The following is a 21,013-nucleotide window of genomic DNA, read 5'->3' as shown; positions in this document are numbered from 1 at the left end:
TGACCGTCGTCGCCCAACGTCGTGTCCGGCTGGATCCTGATCCTGGCGTTGCTGATCCTCGGGGGAGTGCTCTCCACCCTGGGGGATCGCTTGGGATCCAAGGTCGGCAAGGCGCGGCTGAGCTTGTTCCGGTTGCGGCCCAAGAAAACCGCCGTGGTGATCACGGTGCTGACCGGCAGCTTGATCAGTGCCATCTCCCTTGGCCTGATGCTGCTCGTCAGTGATCGCTTGCGCACGGGGCTCTTCGAACTCGATCAGATCGAGCAGCGCCTGCGGGACAGCCGCGATGCCCTGAGCTCAAGTCGCAAGGACCTGGCCCAAAGTCGGAGCGCCCTGCAGAGCGCAGAGAACGAGCGCAGCGAGGCCCAACGCCAACTCAAGGTGGTGGCCGAGCAGGCCAGCCGGCTGCAGAAGGAACTGGCTCCCCTGATGGAGCAACGCAAACAACTGGAGGCCGAGCGCGACCGCCTGAGCCGTGACATCGCCGCGAAGGATTCCGATCTCCAGCGCAACCGCACTGAGCTCGCCAAGCTCAACAGCAAGATCAAAAGCAGCAGCCAAGAGCTCGAGCGTCTCGAACGCAACCTGATTGCCTTACGTCAGGGTGATGTGGTGATCAGCAGTGGCCAAATCCTGGAGGTGGCCAAGGTTCGGATCGAGAAGCCCAGCCAGGCCCGAGACGTGATCCACGCCCTGCTGCAGCGCACGAATTTGAACGTCTACCAGCGCGTGCTGCCGGGCGAAACACCGAACCGTCAAATCCTGTTGGTGCCGCGCAGCGACATCAGCAAATTGGAGACCACCCTCAGCAAACGCGGCGAGTGGGTCGTGAGTCTGATCTCAGCGGCCAATGTGCTCAAAGGGGAGCGTCAGGTCGTGGCCTTCCCGGATGTCAGACCCAACAAACGGGTGGTGCGTAGTGGAGAACAACTGGCCACCACCGTGCTGGAGACCGATGAGCGCTCCCCGGATCAGGTGCGTAGCCGTCTGAACCTGCTCCTGGCAGCAGCCTTTACCCGAGCGCAACGTCAAGGGGCCCTGGCCAACGGCCTGCAATTTGACCCAGCACGCCTCAATCAACTGGCTGAGGCCCTCGTCAACCGCCCCCTGGGCGAGACCGCCAAGCTCGAGGCCGTCTCCAGAGGCAACAGTGATCTGGCCGACCCGATTGCCGTCGACATTCGCTGGCAGCGCCCGCAATGACTTGGATCGGACTCGATCCCGGCCGCAGCAAATGCGGCTTGGTCCTTTCTGACCACAGCACAGGCCAGATCGAGGTTGCCGCCGTGCTCTCCCCGGAGGAATGCTTCAAGCAGATTGCGATCTGGCAAGAGCGCCCGGGGATTGAGGGCGTTGTGCTCGGTGATGGAACGGGCAGCAAGCACTGGCAGCGGCAACTGAACGACCTTGGCCTGGCTGTCCAGGTCATCCCTGAAGCGGGAACCACCCTGGCCGCACGAGCCCGCTACTGGCAGCTGGAGCCCCCCAGGGGCTGGCGGCGAATGCTCCCCGAGGGCCTGAGGCTGCCCCCACGGGACTACGACGATGTCGTGGCTCAACTGCTGCTGGAGCGCCATTGGAGAACGGAGCTCAAGCGGGAACCTGGCTTGGTCGTCTTGCGCCAGCTCGCTGCCTAAAATCTGGCCCGCACGCTGAAGGCGTAGTCCCCACCCGCCTCCAGCTGGTAGTCGGTTTTCAACAGGAAGCGCAGCAACGCGTCCTGGATCAAGGCCCGGCCCAGGGAGGGCTCCACCTGCAGCTCGCCGCGGTCAAAGAACCAGGCGAACGTCCACTCGAACCCTCCAGCGCTGACCTCGCCCTCCAACACCCGCTGGCTAAAGCTTTGGCGCAGCACCCGCAATTGCGCCGTTGTCGTGGGGAGGCGACTCACGCGGACTCAGGCAGTGGGTTGCTCGACCAGCTTGGCGGCAGAGGGAGCAACAAAACCGTTGAGCCTGTTACCAGCCCGCTCAAACCCCAGGCGCTGAATCAGATCCAGACCAGCCAAGACCTCATCGATGACCTCCTCGAGCACCGGCTGTTCGGCGACGGCAAAGCGGCCGAGGACGTGGCCGACAGTGCGCTGCTTACGCTCCACCGGATTCAAGGCCGGAGCGCCAATCCCGATGCGCAAGCGGGGGAACTCTTGGCCGCCGAGATGGGCAATGGTGCTGCGCAGACCGTTGTGGCCGCCAGCACCGCCCGAGAGCCGCAGGCGCAAGCGACCGAGGGGGAGATCCATGTCGTCCACCAGGATCAGCATCTGGTTTGGCTCGAACCCAAACCAATCGAGAGCAGCACGAATCGAACGACCGCTGTCGTTCATGTAGGTCTGAGGCATCAACAGACGCAGGCGTTCAGCACCCTGTCCCACCTCCGCGGCGAGGGCGTGGAGCTTGGACTGCTGCTTAAAGCTGCTGTTTTGACGCTTGGCAAGCTGCTCCAGCGCCATAAATCCGACGTTGTGGCGGGTTCCGGCGTACTTCTCGCCCGGGTTCCCTAAACCAACAACAAGACTCAGAGGAGTCATGGAGTCCTTCAACCGGCCGCTTGCTCGTCGTCGGCCTTGAGTTGAGGCTGGGGCTCAGCAGAAGCCTGGGTGACTTCCGCTTCCACCGTGTCGACCGCCTTTCGGAACTCCTGCTCGAATTCCTTGGAGGCGGACTGAAAACCCTTCAGGGTTTTTCCAAGGGTGCGACCCAATTCGGGTAAGCGCTTGGGACCGAACACCAAGAGACCCACGGCGGCAATCACCGCCATCTCAGGCAATCCGATCCCAAACACGTTCATCGGATCAGCCGATGCCGTTCCAGTTGACGGTGATGCCGTCGAGGATCAGGGACTTGTTGTACAGCTGGAGGATCACCAGCAGGAACACCAGGAACAGGGCCATGAACACGCCCATCACGGGGGTCGTGCCCCAGCCGGGCACAACCTTGCCGTACTCGGAGTTCAGGGGGCGAAGCAGATCTCCCAGGCGGGTGCGTTGAGCCATGTCGGGCTGTGCTCTCTGGCAAGGAGTAGGTCTCGTTACTGTAAGGGGCCTGGCCGCCTGAGCGGCTGGCCCCGTCGAGAGTTGTGATGGAAACCACCTCCCCAGCCATGTCCGTGGCACTGGCAGTCTTGGCTGTGCTGCTGGGCCTCACCGGCTTCGGGATCTACACCGCCTTTGGTCCTCCGTCGAAGCAGCTCAGCGACCCCTTTGACGACCACGACGACTAAACCAGCTCTAACGAGACGACCTGCCAGGGCTTGAGCACAAGAGCTCCGCTCTGCCAGGTCTCAGCATTCCCCCGGCGCCAACGCCGTGGCGAGTCCAGCGTCCAGCTCTGTCGCTGAGGGCTGAGGTTCTGCAGCCGCAGCGCCAGCTGCCCTGGGGTTGAGCCGGGCCTGCAGCTGAGCACGCGGATCTGGGGATTGGCTGGACCCATGCCCTCCATCAAGTCGATCGGAGCGAAGATCTCCGCCTGCTGGGCCGCCTTTTGGGCCGGGCGAATCCAAAGCGGTTCTCGAAAACGCTGCGCCAAACGAGGCACCCCGGCCGACGCCCACCCGGCTGCGCAAGGGACCAACGCGAGCCGAAGCCGTTGGTGTCCGTTATCGGCCGAGGGGTCAGGCCAGGTGGGTGCTCTAAGCAAGGAGACCCCCAGCTGAGCGGGGGTGGCGGAGACGCCCTGGGGCCCATCCAGCAGCACCGCCAGACCACCCGCTCCAGCCTTCGCCTGACTAGCCAGCCAACTGATGGCCGTCACTTCCCAGCGCGCCTGCTCCCTGACCGTCAGGGCATGGGCCGGCCGCTCAAGCACCCCCGCAGAGGTGTCCGCGGCATAGCGCTGAGCAACCTGCGCCAAGGGCAATTCCAATCGCAACAGCTCATGGCGCTGACGCCAATCGACCGTCAAGGCCAGCTCCAGATACGGCGAGGCTGCCCGCAGCTGAATGTCGAGTCGAAGCGCGCTTTGGCCGCAGCGGCCGCGGACGACAAAGCGGCAACAGAGCGGTCCCTGCTCCACCAGTTCCGGTGCTCCCTGCCAAGTCAAAGGCAGCGGCTGCTCGCGGTAGTCCGCCGCAATGTCCCAGGCATCCCAAAACTCGCCCTGATCGCTCCAACGGCGCCATTGCAAAGGGCCCGAGAGTTGGGGCACACCATCAGCTCCCCAGAGCTGCTGAACGCCGTCCGCCCCGATCTCGACGCGCACCAAGCCGTTGTCCAAGCGCCAGTGCCCAGCGCTCGCCTCGCACACAACCGGGGCTGTGATTGCTGCCGAGGCCTGCGGCAGCCAATCCGCGCGCTCAAGGGGAAGCGCCTGAACAGCCGAATCCAAGGGGAGCTGAACCCATGTCCCACCGGCTGGCCGTCGCTGACTGGGGAGCTGCTCCTGGGCCCCCTCGATGCACCAGGCGCCAGCGGGCAGGCGCAGGGTGACCCGCTCCGCAGGCTGGGGCTGGAGTTGCACCAGCCACCAAGGTTCAGCTCCGCCGCGCGCGGGGAGCAGCGCCTGCAGCCCGTGGTCGCGTCGACGGGCCGCCAAGCGCCGCGCTTGGCGCCACTGCGGTTCCGCCTGCTCAAACACCTCAGGGATTGAGGTGCCCGGAAGGATGTCGTGGAACTGCTGAAACAGCAGCGTCCGCCAGTCCGCACCGGGCTGCTCGCTGCCGCGGAGGTGCAGCAGGGCATGGACCCAATCGAGCTCCCGAAGCAAGCGCTCAAGAGTGCGGTTATGGCGCTTTTGATCCGGGCGGGTGGTTGCACAGCCGCGGTGCAGTTCGAGATAGAGCTCGTCTCGCCAGACCGGCAATCGGCTCGCCAGTGGCTCCAGTCCCTCGAGATAACTGCGCAGGGTTCCGTGCTTCTGGGGGCAGGCCACGGGCTGCTGCTGCCAGAGGGCCAGCTGCTCCAGCATCTCGGCGGTTGGGCCACCGCCGTGGTCGCCAACCCCCGGAAGCCATAGGGCCTGATCCACACCCGTCGCCGCCTGCCACTGCTGGCGGTAGGTCTCCATCCCCTGGGGATCGCCGGCCGTACCGATGGGAGCCGTCGCCAGGGCCAACAGCTCCGAGCCGTCGGCGCTGCGCCAGCGAAACAGGCGATGGGGGAAAGGGTTGCTGCTGTTCCAGGCCAACTTGTGGGTGCAGAACCAACGCACTCCGCTCAGCTGGGCGATGGCAGGAAGCCCAGCTGCGAAGCCAAAACTGTCGGGCAACCAGCAGAGCTCGTGCGTCCACTGGGGGAAGCGGGTGCGGCTATAAGCCTGCCCCTCCTCGAACTGCCGCAGCAGCGAGGGGGCTCCAACCAAGACGCAATCGGTTTCCACCCAGGGGCCATTGACCGGCTCAAAACGACCCTGCGCCGCTGCCACTTGCAGGCGGGAAAAGAGCTCCGGACGGTGCTGCTCCATCCAGGCGTAGAGCGCCGGGGTGGAGTGAGCGAAGTGGAGCTCGGGAAAACGCTCCATCAACGTCAGGGCCGAATCGAAGGTGCGAATCGCCGCCTGCCAGGTGTCCGCCACCGGCCAGAGCCAGGCCAAATCCAAATGGGCGTGGCCCAAGAGATGGAAACCGCCAGGGGGGCGAGCCTGGGCCATCCGCGCCAACAGGTTGGGAAAGGCTCCCTTCTCGAGCTCTGGCTTCAACGCAGCCAAGGCGTCCCCAGAGAGACGCGAGGCACCGAGGTAAAGAGCTTCGGCCGCCAGCACCCCAGCAGGGTCAGCGGGATCCGTCGGCTCCTGCTCGAGCCGGCTGTGGATCAAGGCCCCGTCGTCATGCAGCGGGGAGCGCAGCCGCAGCTCCAGCTGCAATGGCTGGCCTTCCCACCAAGGGGACGGCAGGACCCAGCGGCAGGCGCTGTCGAACAGGTCACCCTGGTGCACCAAGGCCCCATCGGCCCAGAGCTCCACGGCATCGGCCCACCAACAGAGGGCCAGACGGGCACGCCGATCACCGCGCTGAGCCACTTGCCAGGACTCAGGGCAGACCAGCTGCAGGCGCAGGCTGATCCATCGCCCGCCGCGCGGCCAGCTCAGCAATCCACGTTGATGCCAGTCGGGGCGGTGGCATGCCCCCCAGGGGTCATCCAGGGCCAAAACGCTGTCTCCGTCTGGCGCCTGCACGCTCCAGAGCGGCAGCAGGTCCCAACGGGTTTGTGCCTGAAACGTTTCAATCCAGGAGCGAACAGCGCCCTCTGGCCCCTCTGACATCGGTCAACGCGTTCACGACCCATAGGATGATGCGGCTGCCGCCGGCTCGTTCAGGGCCCATTTGGCGCTTGTCACTCCCTGTCACCCGCCGGACAGACCCATGCTTGCCCTCAAGATCTCGGTTTACTCGGTCGTTTTCTTCTTTATCGGGATCTTCGTTTTCGGCTTTCTGGCCAGCGATCCCAGCCGGACGCCCAGCCGCAAAGACCTGGAGGAGTGATCCTCAGGTGGGCTGAGCAACCGGCACCACCTCGCCCTTTTTGACCAGTTAGCCGTGGCAAGATCGCGGCCTTACGCGACCCCTTGGTGACTCAGCTCCGGAAGAGACTGATCCAAGGGGTTTCTGCATGTTCCATTGCCGCCACGAGCCTGGTCCCCTTGGGTGCTGCCTGGGCGGCAGAGCCGGCAGCGGTCACCCCTGTTTCAGAGCTCACCCAGGCCAGTGCTGATCAATCACCACCTGTGGTGATCAAGCTGCTCGCCAACGAGCAGGGCTTTGATCAACGCATCAACCGTTTCGTCGCGCGAGGCGATGTCCAGATTGACCTGGCCGGGGGCCGGGTTCTGGCGGATCGGCTGGAATACGAGACCGCAACACGCACCCTGCTGCTGAGCGGGCGCGTTCGTTTCCAACGCGGTGAGCAGTACTTCCAGGCCAACAGCCTGCGTTACAGCCTGATCGAAAACAGTGGCGATGCCGATGCGGTCTATGGCGTCCTTGATTTCGACACCAGTGAGGTCGACTTCGATCTCAAGGCCTACCCCTCCGTCGCTCTGCCCTCGCTGAGCTACTGGCCAACCTCCAGCCCTTACGAGAAAGCGACGTTTGGAACGGCAACGCCAGAGCTGATTCGCAAAGGCCCCCGCGGAGAGATTCTGGTCAGTGCCGACTGGAGCAACCAAGCCAGCACGGCTGAGCTGGCGCTGACTCAATCGCCGCTCGAAAGATCCGGCGAATCACTGCTGCCGGGGTTAGCCCTCAACGGAGTCACCAGCCCCGAACAACTCCTGGGTCTACCGGAGCGCCCGGACCTCGCGGAGTGGCGCGTTCCACCGATTGCTGTTGCTCCTGCGGCTCAGTCGATGGCCTGCGCGCCACTGATCCCGCCCGTTCCGGATTGGCATCCCTATCCCCTTGCCGTCACGGCCTGGGGTTACGGACAAGCGATCGATGCCAACTTCGGCGACTCCTTCACCTTCAACGGGCGCTGGCGCCCAGAAAACGTCTGGGGCCTGAACTTCAACAAACGCCTGGTCGATGCGGGTCCCCTGGCCCTGGAATTTGACTCCAACGCCCTGCTGCACAAGACCAGCTGGCAGCCCGGCGGGGAGTTCAACAACAGCGAACCCTTTGCTCCGCTCCCCCCCCAAACCTTTGGGGAGTTCACTGCAGCCCTGGGTCTACGGGCATGGCTGCAGCCCTGGCTGAGCCTGGGTTTCTTCGAAGGCGTGAGCCTTCTCACAAGCAACAGCCTCTACGAGCAGACTTTCCGCGAGAACTATCAGACCTTCCTCAATTACTTGGGCTTTGAAGTCGAGGCCCTGGTCAAACCCCAGTGGTCCGTGGTCGGCCGCCTGCATCACCGTTCTGGTGCCTACGGCACCTACGGCGGCGTCAGCGAAGGCAGCAACGCGTATCTCGTCGGGGTTCGCTACCGCTACGGCCAATCCCAGCCGCCGCGGATTGCGCCGCTGATGCCTCCGGCGGCCGGCTGTCCTGGCGCACCAAGCCCAGAGGCCGAAGAGGACATGAAGCCCCTGGCCGATCAGCTGAACGCCGTAGCTGAGGCCATGCCCTCCCAGGCCACCAGTGCCAGCCAACCCCCTGCACTGCCAGCCCTTTCGACTGTCCCAGCCGCGGAACTCGAGGCGGAACGGCACAAGGCGATCGAAGCCACAGTCGATCAGCGCGTGAGCGACCTCTACTACGTCCGCAGCTTGAAAGTGGAGCGGCGCGCGGGAACACAGTTCGCCAGCCGCGCCGAAGAAGAGGAGGAATTCGGCACGGTTGAGCCAAGTCAGTTGGCGAACCCCAATGGGGATCAAAAACTGATCGAAGGCTTCATCAGTCGCTGGCGCTTTCAGGCGGCCCGCATCTGGATCACGCCGGAGGGATGGACCGCAAATCGCGCCGCCTTCAGCAACGACCCGTTCACGCCAGCGCAATCCTGGATCGATCTCGAGAGCGTCGTCGCTGTTCAAGAAAGCGATGAACGCACCAAGATCAGCGCCAAGCGCAGTCGCTTGATTCTTGAAAACCGTCTTCCGATTCCGATGCGGAAGAACATCGTCCTCGAAAAGGATCAACCCGCCGACAACCCTTGGGTCATTGCGGATGACGGCGTGGATCGCAGCGGCATCTACTTCGGCTACAACCTCAAACCGATTGAGCTCGTCAAAGCAAAGAGCTTTAAGAAAGCAAACGGGATTCAGGTCGATCAGCAGTCCTTGAGACTTGAGCTACAGCCTCAGTTCATGGTGGCTCGAGCTCTGAATGGGCAGGTCAATAGCTTCGTTCTCCCCGGAGATCCCGTTGGCGGTCCAACAGGATCACAACCCGCTCAGATTGGCGATTTGTTTGGCGCACTCATCAAGCTAAAAGGATCCGTATTTGGCTACTCAACGAGCGACTTTACCGTCAGCCTGCCAACACTAAACCCCCAAAACATCGCTAACGGGACTAGGAGCTGGGGCGATTTCTCCAGGGAGATCTTCATCCCGAGACTCGGATTCATTGGAGGCGGAACTTACACCACACGACTCTTCGGGGCTTATCGCTACAAAACCTACAATGGCTCCCTAGGCCAACAGGATGTGTATTCCGCGTTGGGGGCATCTCTTGAGAAAAAAGGTGAGCTAAGGCCCTGGGGAAAGATCAACCACAACTATTACTGGCGCGCAGCCTTCGGCAATTTCCAAGGCACCGAATTCGAGACCTCCAACCTGATCGACAGCACCCGGGGCAGTTTCTATGGGGCTGTGAACAGCAGCTTGCAGCTCTGGCGAGGCAAAGCGGGCGATCGGGACAACCCCAGGACCACCCAAAACACTCCCCGTCCGATCGAGCCCGGACTTCGGCTCAACACCAACACCAACGTCCGGCTCGACTACTACGGCGACGGAACAAGCCAAAACACCATCACCCTGACCGGCGGTCCGACGCTCACCTTGGGCCGGCTTGAGAAAAACTTCTTCGACTTCACCGAGATCTCCATCTCAGGCGGCGGCAGCCTCCAGCAAGGTCAAAGCCCCTTCAGCTTTGATCGCAATGTCGACCTCGCCACCCTGGCCTTCGGCTGGAAGCAACAGCTCTTTGGTCCATTGCTCTTCAGCGGTGGCATCGGCGTAAACGTCGATGGCAATTCGGGCTACTACGGCGACATCACCGGATCCTTCGCTGAGCTGATCTGGCAGCGTCGCGGCTACGAATTCGCCATCTACTACAGCCCCTACGAGCAGGTCGGTGGCGTTCGCGTGAAGCTGAACGACTTCAACTACAGGGGGACGGGCCTGCCATTTGTGCCATACACCCCAACCGATTTCACCAAACAACGCCAGGGCCTCTATTGAGGCGGTAACGCCGGCAACGGGCTGGGGCCATCGAGAACTTCACCGCCAACCATCACCTGGCTGCCGGTGAAATCAACACCGACGAGGATGGCCTGATCAAGCCTCAGCCCAGGCGTCAGGGCCTGAATCATCACAGCTCCGCTCAAATCGGCGCTGCTCAAGTTGGCCCTAGAGAGATCCGCATTGCTCAGCCGGGTCTCCTGCAGCCGTGCACCCTCCAAGTTGGCTCCACTGAGGTCAGCTCCCTCCAAGTTGCTGCCCCTGAGGTCCGCACCGCGCAGATCCGCTTCGCGCAGATCGATGCCGTTCAGCATCAACCCACTTAGGTCCGCACCGCGCAGATCACACCCTCGGCAGTCAGACCAAGCCGGAGCAACCAGCGCCGGCGCCTCCGTAAACGGCTCCACAGTCAGAGGAGCAGATCGCCCGGCGCCAGGGCAGCCGATCAAAGCGAGCACCAGGGCTGTCGATCCGCCCCCAAGCCAGCCGCTCGCCATAGCCCCTACGCCGCTATCTCATTCATAGACAGTGGAGCAACTGTCCGCCACAGATCAGGCGGCTTGGAACTGACGCAGATAGGGAAGGCGCTGGGCCGTGGCCTTGAGTGCCTCGTCATTGGCCAGCAACTGGCCCGTGGCATCCCACTGGCCGCTCAGCAGCATCTGCTTGGGACCCGCCGCCAAGGTCAACGCCCACTGCTGGTCGCCGCACGAGAGCGTCAAGGACTCCACATCCACCACGAAAGCGGCCGTTGCATCGGCTTCAGCGACGGACTGAATGGCCAGCATGGTGTCGTGGTCGGCTGAGAGACAGGGGATCCCCAGAGCCAGGCAGTTCCCGTAGAAGATCTCGGCGAAGCTCTCGCCGACCACGGCCCGGATACCCCAGCGCATCAGGGCCTGCGGGGCATGCTCGCGGCTGGAGCCACAGCCGAAATTGCGGTTCACCAGCAGCACAGAGGCCTCTTGATGCTCCGGGCGATCAAAGGGATGGGCACCGGCCAACTCAGCGCGGTCATCCGCGAAGGCCGCGGGCCCGAGGGCATCAAAGGTGACGCACTTGAGGAAACGGGCCGGAATGATCCGGTCGGTGTCGATGTCATCGCCGCGCACCACAACGCTGGTGCCAGAGACGCGGCCGATTGAACCGGAGGGGAAAGAAATGGAGCTAGCCATCGGTTAAGAAGAAAAACGCGAGCAATCAGGCGTTGAGCAACGCGCGCACATCACTGACGCGGCCATGAATGGCTGCCGCGGCCACCATCGCTGGGCTCATCAGCAGGGTGCGGCCACTGGCAGAGCCCTGGCGTCCCTTGAAGTTGCGGTTACTCGAGCTGGCACTGATCTGGCGGCCTTCCAAACGATCAGGGTTCATGGCCAGACACATCGAGCAGCCGGGCTCGCGCCACTCAAAGCCCGCCGCTTCAAAGACCTTGTCGAGACCTTCAGCCTCGGCGGCGGCCGCCACCTGCTCGCTGCCGGGAACCACAAAGGCCTTGATCCCTTCTGCCACATGGCGTCCCTTCGCCACTGCTGCCGCGGCCTGAAGATCGCTCAAGCGGCCATTGGTGCAGCTGCCGATGAAGCAGACATCGACCGGCAGACCGGCGATCGGGGCGCCGGGTTGCAAATCCATGTAGCGGTAGGCCTCTTCCGCCAGGGGCCGCTCATCGGGCTCGGTCTGCTCCAGGGTGGGCACGGCCTCGTCGACCCCGATCCCTTGGCCCGGGGTGATGCCCCAGGTGACCGTCGGCGCAATCGAAACTGCGTCAAAGCGCACTTCATCGTCAAAGACCGCGTCGCTGCCGCTGGCCAAGCCACTCCACCAGCGCACCGCCTCAGCCCAAGCCTCACCGCTCGGAGCAAAGGGACGGCCCTTCAAATAGTCAAAGGTGACCTGATCGGGATTGACGTAACCGCAACGGGCGCCGCCCTCAATCGCCATGTTGCAGAGGGTCATGCGCTCCTCCATCGAGAGGGCCTCAATCGCTGGACCGGCGAATTCGTAGGCGTAACCCACACCACCCTTCACCCCCAGGGTGCGGATGACATGCAACACCAGGTCCTTGGCGTAGACCCCTCGCTGGAGCTGACCATCCACCCAGATCCGGCGGACCTTGAGCTTGCCCATCGCCAGGCTCTGGCTCGCCAGCACATCACGCACCTGACTGGTGCCGATGCCAAACGCAATCGCGCCGAAGGCCCCGTGGGTGGAGGTGTGGGAGTCACCGCAGGCCACGGTCATGCCCGGCTGGGTCAAACCCAGCTCGGGGGCAATCACGTGCACGATCCCCTGGCGACCGCTGCCGATGCCGTGCAGGGTGATGCCGTGCTCGGCGCAGTTGGCCTCGAGCGTCGCCAACATCTCCTCCGCCAGGGGATCAGCGAAGGGGCGCGCCTGGGAGGTGGTCGGAACGATGTGATCCACCGTCGCGACTGTGCGCTCGGGGTGCCGCACCGTCAGGCCCAAGTCCTTCAAACCAGCAAAGGCCTGGGGACTAGTGACCTCGTGGATCAGATGCAGGCCAATGAACAGCTGGGTGGCCCCACCCGGCAGCTGGGAGACCTGGTGTAGATCCCAAACCTTGTCGTAGAGGGTGCCGGAGCTCACGCCGATGCCTGCAGCGGAATCGACGAGCCTACTCAGGCCAACTGCAGCCTCAATCGGTTGAGGGCCTCACCGGCGCTGAGGGTCTGAATCCAGGTCCGCCCACGACTCGTACCGAAGCGCACCCCCTCGCTGCTGCAGCCATCCGGACCGGCGATCGCCAGATGCACCAAGCCCACGGGTTTCTCGTCGCTGCCACCACCGGGTCCAGCCACGCCGGTGATCGCCAGCCCCCAATCGGAACCCGTTACGCGCCGCGCCCCTTCTGCCATGGACTGCGCGACCGGATCACTCACGGCACCGTGGGCCTGCAGCAGCTCCGCCGGCACGCCCAACAGTCCCTGCTTCACGCCATTGGCATAGGCAATCACCCCACCCAGGAACACATCAGACGCCCCAGGAACAGCGGCCAAGGCCGCGCCCAATCCACCACCGGTGCAACTCTCGGCAACAGCGACCGTCTGCCCCCGCAGCCGCAGCTGTTGCAGAACAACCTCAGCCAGGCTCTGCTCATCCACACCAAAACAGCTCTGCCCGGTGCGGCGGCGGATCTCGCGCTCCACGGGCAGAAGCAGGGCTTCAGCATCCGCCTGATGCTCGGCCCTGGCCGTGATGCGCAACTTGACCTCCCCGGCACCGGCATAGGGGGCCACGGTCGGGTTGGCCTGCTTAAGCAGATCCGCCATCTCCTCCGCCAAGGCTGATTCCGAGACCCCCCAGAACCGCAGCATCCGGCTGGCGAAGACCCCCGCGGCCAAGCCGGACTGACGCAGCCAGGGGGCCGCGGTGTGCTGCCACATCGCCTTCATCTCACTGGGAACCCCCGGGAAGGTCAGGACCGTGAAGCCTGGAACTGGGCTCCAGATCATTCCCGGGGCCGTTCCGGTGGGGTTCGGCAGCACGGCAGCACCCTCAGGCAGAAAGGCCTGGCGGCGGTTGCTCGGGGAGCAGGTTCGGCCGCGAGCGGATAGGCGCGCCTGGATCTCGGCCCAGATTTCGGGGTGCTCCACCAAGGGGGTCTCAAACGCGGCGGCGATGGCCTCCGTTGTGAGGTCGTCTGGGGTGGGACCCAGCCCCCCGGTGGTGATCAAGACGCGGCAGCGCCCAGCCGCCTGCCGCACCTCAGCCATTAATCGCTCTCGGTTATCGCCCACCACCATCTGGCGCTGGTGGGGCACCCCAAGGGCTGCCAGTTGCTCCGCAATCCAGCGGGCATTGCCGTTGGTGATGTTGCCCAGCAGCAATTCGCTACCGACGCAGAGGACCTCAGCCGTCAACGCCCTGGTCCTGCTGGGCCCGCTCACGGCTCAAGCTGCGGCGGCAGATCGTCACCGCCGCAATCAAGACCGCGGTGGCCAACGTCAACCAAAGGAAACGCAGTTCCGCCCCGGCAAAGACCAGCGCCAGAGCCGCCAGCCACTGGGTGAAGGCGTAGATCAACAGCACCGTGCGGCGGTGGCTGAAGCCCGCTCTGAGCAAGCGGTGATGCAGGTGGCGGCGATCGGGATAGAAGGGCGAATGTCCCTCACTCACCCGGCCCATGATCACGGCGGACATGTCCGCCAGCGGCAGGGCCAGGATCAATAAGGGGAACAGCAGGCTGACGCTCGTCAAACCCTTTGCCGGGCCAATGATGCTGATGGCGGCCAAGGCAAAGCCCAAGAAATAGGAGCCGCCATCGCCCATAAAAATCTTGGCTGGATTGAAGTTGTGGCGCAGAAAGCCAAGGCAACTGCCAGCCAATGCCGCGGCCAGCAGACCAGGGGCCGGCTGCGAGAGGCTGTAGCTCACCGAAAGCAAGGCAACCGCTGCAATGCCGCTGACACCGGCAGCCAAGCCATCCAAGCCATCGAGCCAGTTGATGGCGTTGGTGATCCCCACAAGCCAGATCACGGTGAATAGCAGGCTCAGCGGTTCAGACAGGGGAATGACCCCTGCACTGCCAGCGAAGGGCAGATCGATGGCACCAATACGAACGCCTTGACTCCAGACGGCCATCGCCACCGCGACCTGCCCTCCGAGGCGGGGCAACGGTGGCAAGGCAAACAGGTCATCGGCCAGGCCAATGACGAAGTAGCAAAGGGAGCCGGCCAGGGTGGTCCAAATCAGGGCATCCCGCTGAGGCGGCAGCTCCACAAAGCCGCCTAAACGCCAAATCAAGAGCAGCCCGAGCACAAAGCCGGCAACGATGCCAACACCTCCCAGGCGCACCATCGGCGTGGTGTGCTGCTTTCTGGGGTCAGGCTGGTCAATCAGACCCCAGCGCAGCCCGAGTTGGCGCACCAGAGGGACGATCAAGGCGGTCAGCAGTGCAGCGCTTCCGAAGGCCAGAACAGCGGCAAGATCCGGCCGGCTGGAAATCATCGAAGGCGGTGCTCAATGCAGTGCGCAGTAGCCCAAACAAAAGGCCCTGCCTGCCAAATCTTAAGCAGGGCCTGGGAGTTCGGCGATAGGCAAGACCCCCTGAGGGGCCAGTCGCTCAAGCGGGCTGCAGCTCGCGCTGGTGGGCGTAGAGGGGGAAACGCTCACACAGCGCAGCGACGCGCTGGCGGCAACGCTCCTCAATCGCTGCGTCCTCCGGATTCAGCAGGCGATCGGCAATCACATCGGCCACCTCACGGAAGGCCTCTTCATCGAATCCGCGGGTGGTGCAAGCGGCGGTTCCCAGCCGCAGACCGCTCGTCACAAAGGGGGACTGGGGATCAAAGGGAACCGTGTTCTTGTTCGCCGTGATGTGCACATCGCTCACGAGGAGGTCGGCGACCTTGCCGGTCATGCCGATGCCCCGGAGATCCAACAGGACGATGTGGTTGTCGGTGCCCGCACTCACCACATCAATGCCGCGCTCTTTGATGCGCGCCGCCAGGGCATGAGCGTTGGCAACCACCTGCTTGGCATAGGCCTTGAAGCTGGGCTGCAGGGCCTCACCAAAGGCCACTGCCTTGGCCGCGATCACATGTTCCAGAGGACCGCCCTGGCTGCCGGGGAAGACGGCTTTATCGAACTGCTTGGCGAACTCCGCATCACGGCAAAGGATCAGGCCGCCGCGGGGACCACGCAGGGTCTTGTGGGTGGTGGTGGTGACCACATCACAGACGGGCACGGGGTTGGGGTGAACACCCGCAGCCACCAACCCAGCGATGTGGGCCATGTCGGCCAACAGGTAGGCGCCGACCTCATCGGCGATGGCTCGGAAGGCCTGGAAGTCGATCGTGCGGGGGTAGGCGGAGTAGCCGCAGACGATCAGCTTGGGCTTGTGCTCGAGCGCCAGCTTGCGAATGGACTCGAAGTTGAGCTGCTGGGTGGTCTCATCGACGCCGTACTGGACGACGTTGAACCACTTGCCACTGACGTTGACGGGTGAACCGTGGGTCAGGTGACCGCCATGGCTCAGGTCCATCCCCATGATCGTGTCGCCGGGCTTTAACAGCGCCAGGAACACCGCGAAGTTGGCCTGAGCGCCGCTGTGGGGCTGGACATTCGCCCAGGCCGCCCCAAAGAGCTGCTTGGCCCGCTCAATCGCCAGCTCTTCGATCGCATCGACGTGCTCGCAACCGCCGTAGTAGCGCTTCGAGGGCAGACCTTCGGCGTACTTATTCGTGAGAACGGAGCCCTGGGCTTCCATCACAGCCTGGGAGGCGAAGTTCTCCGAGGCGATCAGCTCCAGGTGGGTCTGCTGACGCTGCAGCTCCTTGCCAATCAGGGCAGCGATGGCGGGATCGCTGGCAGCCAAGGGGCGGTTGGTGGCTGCTGCGGTGGACTCCGCCATGACAAATCAGGGCTCAGGTTGACCTGAATCGTAAGAAACCGCAGCACTGCACGCTGGCCGGTGCCTCGCAAATAAAAAAGTCGCCCCGAAGGACGACTCTTTGAAGGCGCGCCTGGAGAGATTCGAACTCCCGACCCTCTGATCCGTAGTCAGATGCTCTAATCCGCTGAGCTACAAGCGCCTGCGCCTGCCTGGACATTCTGCCCACATCGAGGGCCCACACGTCAACCGACCAGACTGGAGTCAACGAGGAGCCGCCCAGACATGCCGATCCGTTGGTATGGCCCTGCCAACCCTGAGGACCCCACCTACCGGCACTTCAACCGGATCGTGAATCTGGTGCTGCACGGCATGGTCTTTGCCGCCCTCAACAGCGGCCTCTGGTTTGTCCAGGAAATGCGGCACCCCTGGAGCCACCTCAACTGGCTCACCAGCACCTGGGCCGTGCTGTTGGTGGCCCACCTGATCAGCGTGGCCGCGCAACGTCCGAAGGCGTCATCCTGAGCGCAGCTCTGAGCTCGGCTGGCATGGCCCTCTCCCCTGGCGAGATCCGCGACCTGCAACTCGCGATTGCCGATCGCCTCTACATCCAAATCGGAGGCTGGCACCTCTACCTCGGAGACGCTGGCCTCGCCGAAACCCTGGCGATTGAATGCGCCGCCAGGCTCGATCAAGGGGCCTGTGTCTGCGCACGGCAGTCCCTCGAAGCCGTGCAAGTGCCGATTGGTGGCGGGAGCAGCAAGCTTCCCCTGGCCCGACTGGTCCCGGCCGGACAACTGCAGGACCTGGAGGATCTGCTCGAGAACCACAGTTAGGGTTGCTCCCACCTGCCAGGGCCCAGTGCTGGTCATCGAGGTCACCAACGCTCGCGAGGTGGTGCGTCAGCGCATCGGTCGTCTGGGCAGCCGTTTGATCGGCAAAGTCGTCGATGCGGAGGCCCAGGTCGAGAAAGCCTTGATCCAAGAAATGGAAACGGCCTTTCGCGACTTCGGCATCGAAGCCCGGATCTACTCCGTCGATGGTCCAGCGATGGTGGGCAAAAGCCACCTGGAGCTGCCGATCCAGGTCCGCGAGGAGCGGGTCGTCGAGCTCTAACCCCGGCCGGGCAGACGCGCCCGCAGCTGACGGCCGATCTCTAGGGCCTCAGGCACCTTCGCTCCGCCTGCAATCAAGCCATAAACCAAAAGGCCCAGGCCACCGCTGAAGCTGCACTGCAGCACTAGGCCCAGAAGATCCTGGGGCCAAGCAATCGCCTGGGCCGTCGCCCAAGCGATCAAACCAGCCACCAGAGCTGCCGCCAGCAAGAGCACGCTGTCCCGTGCCCAGTTGGCGAGCGGCATCCCTGGAACGCGGCGCTGCAGGGCCAACAGCAGACCGAAGCAGGTGATCAGATTCACGCCAACCGTGGCGAGCACCAGCCCAGGCGCGCCGAAGTTCAACGCGGGCAGCTGCAGCCCCCAGGGCGTCGGACCACCCACCAGGACCCAATCGAACAGGGCATTCAGCGCGATCCCCGCCATCGAGAAGCGAAACGGGGTCGTGCCATCGCCGAGGGCATAAAAGACGCGCACCAGCACGTCCCGCCCCAGGTAGGCCGGCATCCCGACGCCGTAGGCCATCAGCAAACCGCCCACCAGGGCCGCCGCTCCAGCGTTGAAGGCGCCGCGCTCGTAGACCAAAGCGACGATCGGACCCGCCAAGGCCACCATCAGCGCCCCCAGCGGGAGCATCGAGGCATTGGAGAGCATCAAGCCCTGACGAATCCGAGCAATCAGCTCCGGGCGATCCTCAGGGGCTGTGAGCCGGGCAAAGACCGGCAGCAGCGGCACCAGCAGCGCATTGGAGAGCAGACCCAAAGGGGTCTGCACCAGAAGGTTGGCGTAGCCCAAACCTGCCGCCGCACCGACGATCCCTGAGGCAAAGAAGAGATCGGTGAAGACGTTGATCTGCAACATCCCCGACGAGAGGGTGGCCGGACCCATCACCTGAAGCACCTCCTGAACACCAGGGTGCTTCCAATCCCAAACCAGCTGGAATTTGTGCAGCCCCTGCTTGGCCAGGGCCGGCACCTGAATCAACCACTGAAAGATGGCCCCCAGCAGGGTCGTTCCTGCCAAGACCGCACCGCCCAGGAAGGCGTACTGGGGAAGAGCAATGTCGGAACCCAGGTGCAACCACAGAATCCCCAGGCCGGCGATCACCGCCACGCTGGAGAGCAGGGGACTGACCGAGGGCAGCCAGAACTCATCGGCGGCGTTCAGGGCCCCAAAACCCAGGCCAATCAAGCCGGCGAACAGCGCCATCGGCGCCATCCAACGCAGCTCCAGCACCGCGATCGCATGGCGCTCGGCATCCAGCCCCGGACCCACCAGGTCGATGAGCGGATCAGCAGCCACAAACAACAGCAGGGTGACGCCAATCAGCGCCGCACCGACCAGGGTGTTGATAGCGGCGAGGACATGGGCACCTTCTTCGCGGGGACGACGGGCCAGGGCGCTGACCATGGCGCTGTGGAACGGGCCGTTAATCCCTCCGAGCAGGATCAACAGAAAGCCCGGAAGCACATAGGCGTAGTTGTAGGCGTCGTAGGCCGCCCCCACGCCAAAGGCAGCGGCGATGGCCTGCTGGCGCACCAGGCCAGCCAATTTGCTGAGGGCCGTTGCGACCGCCACGATGAGGGCGATTCGCCGCAGTGAGCGGTTGGATTGGCTCATCGAGGCGCCGCAGGGCCCAAACTCGGGCGATTCTTGCCGCTCTGCATGCCAGCTGCCACTTCCCTGCCAGTCCTGGCACTGGAGGACCTGCATGAGGGGGTCCTGCTCAAGCGCTACAAGCGCTTTCTGGCGGATGTGCAGCTGAGCAGCGGCGAGGTCGTCACGGCCCACTGCGCCAACACCGGACCGATGACCGGCGTGCTGCACGTCGGCGGGCGCGTCAGGCTGCGCTACGCCCCATCACCGACCCGCAAGCTCGCCTGGACCTGGGAGCAGGCCGAGGTGCCCGGTGCCGATAGCCAGCCGGTCTGGGTCGGGATCAATACGGCCCTGCCCAACCGACTGGTGCGAGCCACGATCGAGACCGGCTGCCTTGAACCCTGGCTGGGTCCGATCGAGAGCATCCGCGCGGAGGTGGCCTATGGCCTCAATCGCCGCAGCCGCATTGACCTGCTGCTCACCCCAGCAGAGGGAGCGGAGGACCCGCGACCGATTTACCTCGAGGTCAAAAACACCACCTGGTGCGACGGCGATCTAGCGCTCTTCCCAGACACGGTCACGGAACGGGGGCAGAAACACTTGCAGGAGCTGATGGGGGTCCTCCCGGAGGCCCGGGCGGTGCTCGTGCCCTGCCTGAGCCGCTCCGATCTCGGGCGCTTCGCCCCCGGCGATCAAGCCGACCCGCGCTACGGCGAACTTTTCCGCGAAGCCCTGGAGGCTGGCGTGGAGATCCTCCCCTGTCGCTACAGCTTCAGTGCAACGAGCATCGACTGGCTTGGGGTGGCCAGCGTCCAAGCCCAGAGCGAGGGCTCATAGAGTTAGGGACCTCGAGCCAGCCGCTGTGGATACCCGCGCGTTTAAGCGATCGCTGCATCACTCCGATCGCTACAACCGCCGCGGCTTTGGTCTGGGGGAAGAGGTGGCCGGCAGCCTTGAGCAGGCTTACCAAAGCAATCTGATCGCCAGCATCCGTGAAAACGGATACGAGCTCAAACATGGTCGACTTCAGGTGAAGTTGGCCGAAGCCTTCGGTTTCTGCTGGGGGGTCGAGCGGGCCGTGGCCATGGCCTACGAAACCCGCAGGCACTATCCGACTGAGCGGATCTGGATCACGAACGAGATCATTCACAACCCCTCGGTGAACGATCACCTGCGGGAGATGAACGTGTTGTTCATCGACGTCGAGAACGGAGTCAAAGACTTCTCCAAGGTCGCCAGTGGCGATGTTGTGATCCTTCCCGCCTTTGGCGCCACCGTCCAGGAGATGCAACTGCTCAACGAGCGGGGCTGCCACATCGTCGACACCACCTGCCCCTGGGTCTCCAAGGTATGGAACACCGTGGAGAAGCACAAGAAGCACGACATCACCTCGATCATTCACGGCAAGGTGAAGCACGAGGAGACCCTCGCCACCAGCTCCTTTGCCGGCACCTACCTGGTGGTCCTCGATCTGGCCGAAGCGCAGCTGGTCTGCGATTACATCCTCGCCAGCAGCGGTGGAGCAAACCCCAGTGCGGAGCAACGTCAGGCGTTTATGGAGCGCTTCTCCAATGCCTGCTCACCGGGCTTTGATCCCGACCGGGATCTCGCTCGCGTCGGCGTGGCGAACCAGACCACCATGCTCAAGAGCGAAACCGAAGAAATCGGTCGCTTGTTCGAGCGCACGATGCTCAGGCGCTTTGGTCCCGCTGAGCTCAACGACCACTTCCTGGCCTTCAACACCATCTGCGACGCCACCCAGGAGCGACAGGACGCGATGTTCGCCCTGGTGGATGAGCCCCTCGATTTGATGGTGGTCATTGGCGGCTACAACTCCTCCAACACCACCCACCTCCAGGAAATCGCCATCACGCGCGGGATTCGCTCCTTCCACATCGACACCCCTGAGCGCATTGGCCCCAGCAACCGAATTGAGCACAAGCCCCTGGGGACCGAGCTGGAGGTCGTTGAGCCCTTCCTCCCTAGCGGTCCGCTGCGGGTGGGCATCACCTCCGGCGCCTCCACTCCCGATCGCGTTGTAGAGGATGTGATTAGCCGCTTAATGGCCTTAGCCGACGCCTAGTCGAGCTGTCACAGACGCTGCAGAGCCGGGCCCCGAGCGCGCTTTACATTGATTCATCTGACCCACAGCCAGGCCCTCCAACAGAGCCTTCTGC

Annotated in this window: 22 protein-coding genes and 1 tRNA gene; 10 read left to right on the top strand and 13 right to left on the bottom strand. The window is 63.8% G+C overall.

Annotated elements, in window-relative coordinates; translation table 11 throughout:
• Nucleotides 1-21 precede the first annotated feature (21 nt).
• Nucleotides 22-1,203, top strand: coding sequence for a DUF3084 domain-containing protein (locus ACXIQ9_RS09470; RefSeq protein ID WP_459016510.1), 1,182 nt, complete (start codon nt 22-24; stop codon nt 1,201-1,203).
• Entirely contained in the window at nt 1,200-1,637 is a 438-nt protein-coding gene (locus tag ACXIQ9_RS09465; RefSeq protein ID WP_459016509.1) for a RuvC family protein, read from the top strand. The genes ACXIQ9_RS09470 and ACXIQ9_RS09465 overlap by 4 nt, the downstream gene beginning before the upstream one ends.
• On the opposite strand, the gene ACXIQ9_RS09460 is transcribed toward ACXIQ9_RS09465, so the two are convergent.
• Genes ACXIQ9_RS09460 through psbH form a run of 4 tightly spaced genes read right to left on the bottom strand, consistent with a single transcriptional unit; the run spans nt 1,634 to nt 2,995 of the window.
• Nucleotides 1,634-1,891, bottom strand: a complete 258-nt coding sequence (locus ACXIQ9_RS09460; protein ID WP_010314492.1) for a DUF3146 family protein — start codon at nt 1,889-1,891, stop codon at nt 1,634-1,636. The two genes, ACXIQ9_RS09465 and ACXIQ9_RS09460, sit on opposite strands and share 4 nt — an antisense overlap.
• A gap of 6 nt (nt 1,892-1,897) precedes the next feature.
• Nucleotides 1,898-2,530: an aminoacyl-tRNA hydrolase gene (gene pth, locus ACXIQ9_RS09455; RefSeq protein ID WP_247476314.1), complete on the bottom strand. Its 633-nt coding sequence runs from the start codon at nt 2,528-2,530 to the stop codon at nt 1,898-1,900.
• Nucleotides 2,531-2,538: 8 nt separating this feature from the next.
• Nucleotides 2,539-2,790 carry a TatA/E family twin arginine-targeting protein translocase gene (locus ACXIQ9_RS09450; protein ID WP_296418256.1) on the bottom strand — a complete coding sequence of 84 codons (252 nt, stop codon included), beginning with the start codon at nt 2,788-2,790 and terminating at the stop codon, nt 2,539-2,541.
• Between the two features lie 4 nt (nt 2,791-2,794).
• Nucleotides 2,795-2,995 carry a photosystem II reaction center phosphoprotein PsbH gene (gene psbH, locus ACXIQ9_RS09445; RefSeq protein ID WP_010314489.1) on the bottom strand — a complete coding sequence of 67 codons (201 nt, stop codon included), beginning with the start codon at nt 2,993-2,995 and terminating at the stop codon, nt 2,795-2,797.
• A gap of 86 nt (nt 2,996-3,081) precedes the next feature.
• Between psbH and psbN the strand changes: the two genes are divergently transcribed.
• Nucleotides 3,082-3,222, top strand: a complete 141-nt coding sequence (psbN, locus tag ACXIQ9_RS09440; RefSeq protein WP_010314488.1) for a photosystem II reaction center protein PsbN — start codon at nt 3,082-3,084, stop codon at nt 3,220-3,222.
• Here the strand turns inward: psbN and ACXIQ9_RS09435 are convergent.
• A complete protein-coding gene (locus tag ACXIQ9_RS09435) occupies nt 3,219-6,197 on the bottom strand; it encodes an alpha-mannosidase (RefSeq protein WP_459016508.1) in 2,979 nt (992 codons plus the stop codon). The two genes, psbN and ACXIQ9_RS09435, sit on opposite strands and share 4 nt — an antisense overlap.
• A 100-nt stretch (nt 6,198-6,297) precedes the next feature.
• Here ACXIQ9_RS09435 and ACXIQ9_RS09430 point away from each other — a divergent pair, with 100 nt between their 5' ends.
• A complete protein-coding gene (locus tag ACXIQ9_RS09430) occupies nt 6,298-6,417 on the top strand; it encodes a photosystem II reaction center protein I (protein ID WP_010312075.1) in 120 nt (39 codons plus the stop codon).
• A gap of 158 nt (nt 6,418-6,575) precedes the next feature.
• Nucleotides 6,576-9,767: a DUF3769 domain-containing protein gene (locus ACXIQ9_RS09425; protein ID WP_459016507.1), complete on the top strand. Its 3,192-nt coding sequence runs from the start codon at nt 6,576-6,578 to the stop codon at nt 9,765-9,767.
• On the opposite strand, the gene ACXIQ9_RS09420 is transcribed toward ACXIQ9_RS09425, so the two are convergent.
• From ACXIQ9_RS09420 to ACXIQ9_RS09390, 7 genes are all read right to left on the bottom strand, one after another.
• Nucleotides 9,761-10,264, bottom strand: coding sequence for a pentapeptide repeat-containing protein (locus ACXIQ9_RS09420; RefSeq protein ID WP_459016506.1), 504 nt, complete (start codon nt 10,262-10,264; stop codon nt 9,761-9,763). The genes ACXIQ9_RS09425 and ACXIQ9_RS09420 overlap by 7 nt on opposite strands.
• Nucleotides 10,265-10,318: 54 nt before the next feature.
• The gene (leuD, locus tag ACXIQ9_RS09415) at nt 10,319-10,942 is read right to left on the bottom strand and encodes a 3-isopropylmalate dehydratase small subunit (protein WP_459016505.1); all 624 of its coding nucleotides are present in this window, start codon (nt 10,940-10,942) and stop codon (nt 10,319-10,321) included.
• 25 nt (nt 10,943-10,967) lie between these two features.
• On the bottom strand, nt 10,968-12,377 hold the full coding sequence (gene leuC, locus ACXIQ9_RS09410; RefSeq protein WP_459016504.1) for a 3-isopropylmalate dehydratase large subunit: 1,410 nt from the start codon (nt 12,375-12,377) through the stop codon (nt 10,968-10,970).
• A 32-nt stretch (nt 12,378-12,409) separates the two neighbouring features.
• On the bottom strand, nt 12,410-13,651 hold the full coding sequence (locus ACXIQ9_RS09405) for a competence/damage-inducible protein A (RefSeq protein WP_459016503.1): 1,242 nt from the start codon (nt 13,649-13,651) through the stop codon (nt 12,410-12,412).
• Entirely contained in the window at nt 13,641-14,738 is a 1,098-nt protein-coding gene (locus ACXIQ9_RS09400) for a glycosyltransferase family 4 protein (RefSeq protein ID WP_459016502.1), read from the bottom strand. Before ACXIQ9_RS09400 ends, ACXIQ9_RS09405 begins: the two co-directional genes overlap by 11 nt.
• A 115-nt stretch (nt 14,739-14,853) precedes the next feature.
• Nucleotides 14,854-16,143, bottom strand: a complete 1,290-nt coding sequence (glyA, locus tag ACXIQ9_RS09395) for a serine hydroxymethyltransferase (RefSeq protein ID WP_459016501.1) — start codon at nt 16,141-16,143, stop codon at nt 14,854-14,856.
• Between the two features lie 107 nt (nt 16,144-16,250).
• Nucleotides 16,251-16,324 (bottom strand) — tRNA-Arg (locus ACXIQ9_RS09390).
• An 83-nt stretch (nt 16,325-16,407) separates the two neighbouring features.
• On the opposite strand from ACXIQ9_RS09390, the gene ACXIQ9_RS09385 reads away from it, so the two are divergent.
• Genes ACXIQ9_RS09385 through ACXIQ9_RS09375 form a run of 3 tightly spaced genes read left to right on the top strand, consistent with a single transcriptional unit; the run spans nt 16,408 to nt 17,238 of the window.
• On the top strand, nt 16,408-16,647 hold the full coding sequence (locus ACXIQ9_RS09385) for a hypothetical protein (RefSeq protein WP_459016500.1): 240 nt from the start codon (nt 16,408-16,410) through the stop codon (nt 16,645-16,647).
• 23 nt (nt 16,648-16,670) lie between these two features.
• A complete protein-coding gene (locus ACXIQ9_RS09380; RefSeq protein ID WP_459016499.1) occupies nt 16,671-16,958 on the top strand; it encodes a DUF3181 family protein in 288 nt (95 codons plus the stop codon).
• A 25-nt stretch (nt 16,959-16,983) separates the two neighbouring features.
• Complete coding sequence (locus ACXIQ9_RS09375) at nt 16,984-17,238, top strand: hypothetical protein (RefSeq protein WP_010314477.1); 255 nt, start codon at nt 16,984-16,986, stop codon at nt 17,236-17,238.
• Here ACXIQ9_RS09375 and murJ read toward each other — a convergent pair.
• On the bottom strand, nt 17,235-18,857 hold the full coding sequence (gene murJ, locus ACXIQ9_RS09370; protein ID WP_459016498.1) for a murein biosynthesis integral membrane protein MurJ: 1,623 nt from the start codon (nt 18,855-18,857) through the stop codon (nt 17,235-17,237). The genes ACXIQ9_RS09375 and murJ overlap by 4 nt on opposite strands.
• Nucleotides 18,858-18,902: 45 nt before the next feature.
• Here murJ and sfsA point away from each other — a divergent pair, with 45 nt between their 5' ends.
• Nucleotides 18,903-19,673, top strand: coding sequence for a DNA/RNA nuclease SfsA (sfsA, locus tag ACXIQ9_RS09365; RefSeq protein ID WP_459016497.1), 771 nt, complete (start codon nt 18,903-18,905; stop codon nt 19,671-19,673).
• 25 nt (nt 19,674-19,698) lie between these two features.
• Nucleotides 19,699-20,919, top strand: a complete 1,221-nt coding sequence (locus ACXIQ9_RS09360; RefSeq protein ID WP_459016496.1) for a 4-hydroxy-3-methylbut-2-enyl diphosphate reductase — start codon at nt 19,699-19,701, stop codon at nt 20,917-20,919.
• Nucleotides 20,920-21,013 lie beyond the last annotated feature (94 nt).

This window comes from Synechococcus sp. LTW-G, from assembly GCF_054459035.1.
Note: the sequence above shows the minus strand (reverse complement) of the source record. Positions and strands in the feature narration are given on the sequence as shown.

What these genes read in the sequence shown, in the direction of transcription:
- murJ (WP_459016498.1), bottom strand. Translation starts at nt 18,857, where the DNA reads ATGAGCCAATCCAACCGCTCACTGCGGCGAATCGCCCTCATCGTGGCG.
- ACXIQ9_RS09430 (WP_010312075.1), top strand. Translation starts at nt 6,298, where the DNA reads ATGCTTGCCCTCAAGATCTCGGTTTACTCGGTCGTTTTCTTCTTTATC.
- psbH (WP_010314489.1), bottom strand. Translation starts at nt 2,995, where the DNA reads ATGGCTCAACGCACCCGCCTGGGAGATCTGCTTCGCCCCCTGAACTCC.
- sfsA (WP_459016497.1), top strand. Translation starts at nt 18,903, where the DNA reads ATGCCAGCTGCCACTTCCCTGCCAGTCCTGGCACTGGAGGACCTGCAT.
- ACXIQ9_RS09420 (WP_459016506.1), bottom strand. Translation starts at nt 10,264, where the DNA reads ATGGCGAGCGGCTGGCTTGGGGGCGGATCGACAGCCCTGGTGCTCGCT.
- ACXIQ9_RS09465 (WP_459016509.1), top strand. Translation starts at nt 1,200, where the DNA reads ATGACTTGGATCGGACTCGATCCCGGCCGCAGCAAATGCGGCTTGGTC.
- pth (WP_247476314.1), bottom strand. Translation starts at nt 2,530, where the DNA reads ATGACTCCTCTGAGTCTTGTTGTTGGTTTAGGGAACCCGGGCGAGAAG.
- ACXIQ9_RS09385 (WP_459016500.1), top strand. Translation starts at nt 16,408, where the DNA reads ATGCCGATCCGTTGGTATGGCCCTGCCAACCCTGAGGACCCCACCTAC.
- ACXIQ9_RS09435 (WP_459016508.1), bottom strand. Translation starts at nt 6,197, where the DNA reads ATGTCAGAGGGGCCAGAGGGCGCTGTTCGCTCCTGGATTGAAACGTTT.
- ACXIQ9_RS09400 (WP_459016502.1), bottom strand. Translation starts at nt 14,738, where the DNA reads ATGATTTCCAGCCGGCCGGATCTTGCCGCTGTTCTGGCCTTCGGAAGC.
- glyA (WP_459016501.1), bottom strand. Translation starts at nt 16,143, where the DNA reads ATGGCGGAGTCCACCGCAGCAGCCACCAACCGCCCCTTGGCTGCCAGC.
- leuD (WP_459016505.1), bottom strand. Translation starts at nt 10,942, where the DNA reads ATGGCTAGCTCCATTTCTTTCCCCTCCGGTTCAATCGGCCGCGTCTCT.
- ACXIQ9_RS09380 (WP_459016499.1), top strand. Translation starts at nt 16,671, where the DNA reads ATGGCCCTCTCCCCTGGCGAGATCCGCGACCTGCAACTCGCGATTGCC.
- psbN (WP_010314488.1), top strand. Translation starts at nt 3,082, where the DNA reads ATGGAAACCACCTCCCCAGCCATGTCCGTGGCACTGGCAGTCTTGGCT.
- ACXIQ9_RS09450 (WP_296418256.1), bottom strand. Translation starts at nt 2,790, where the DNA reads ATGAACGTGTTTGGGATCGGATTGCCTGAGATGGCGGTGATTGCCGCC.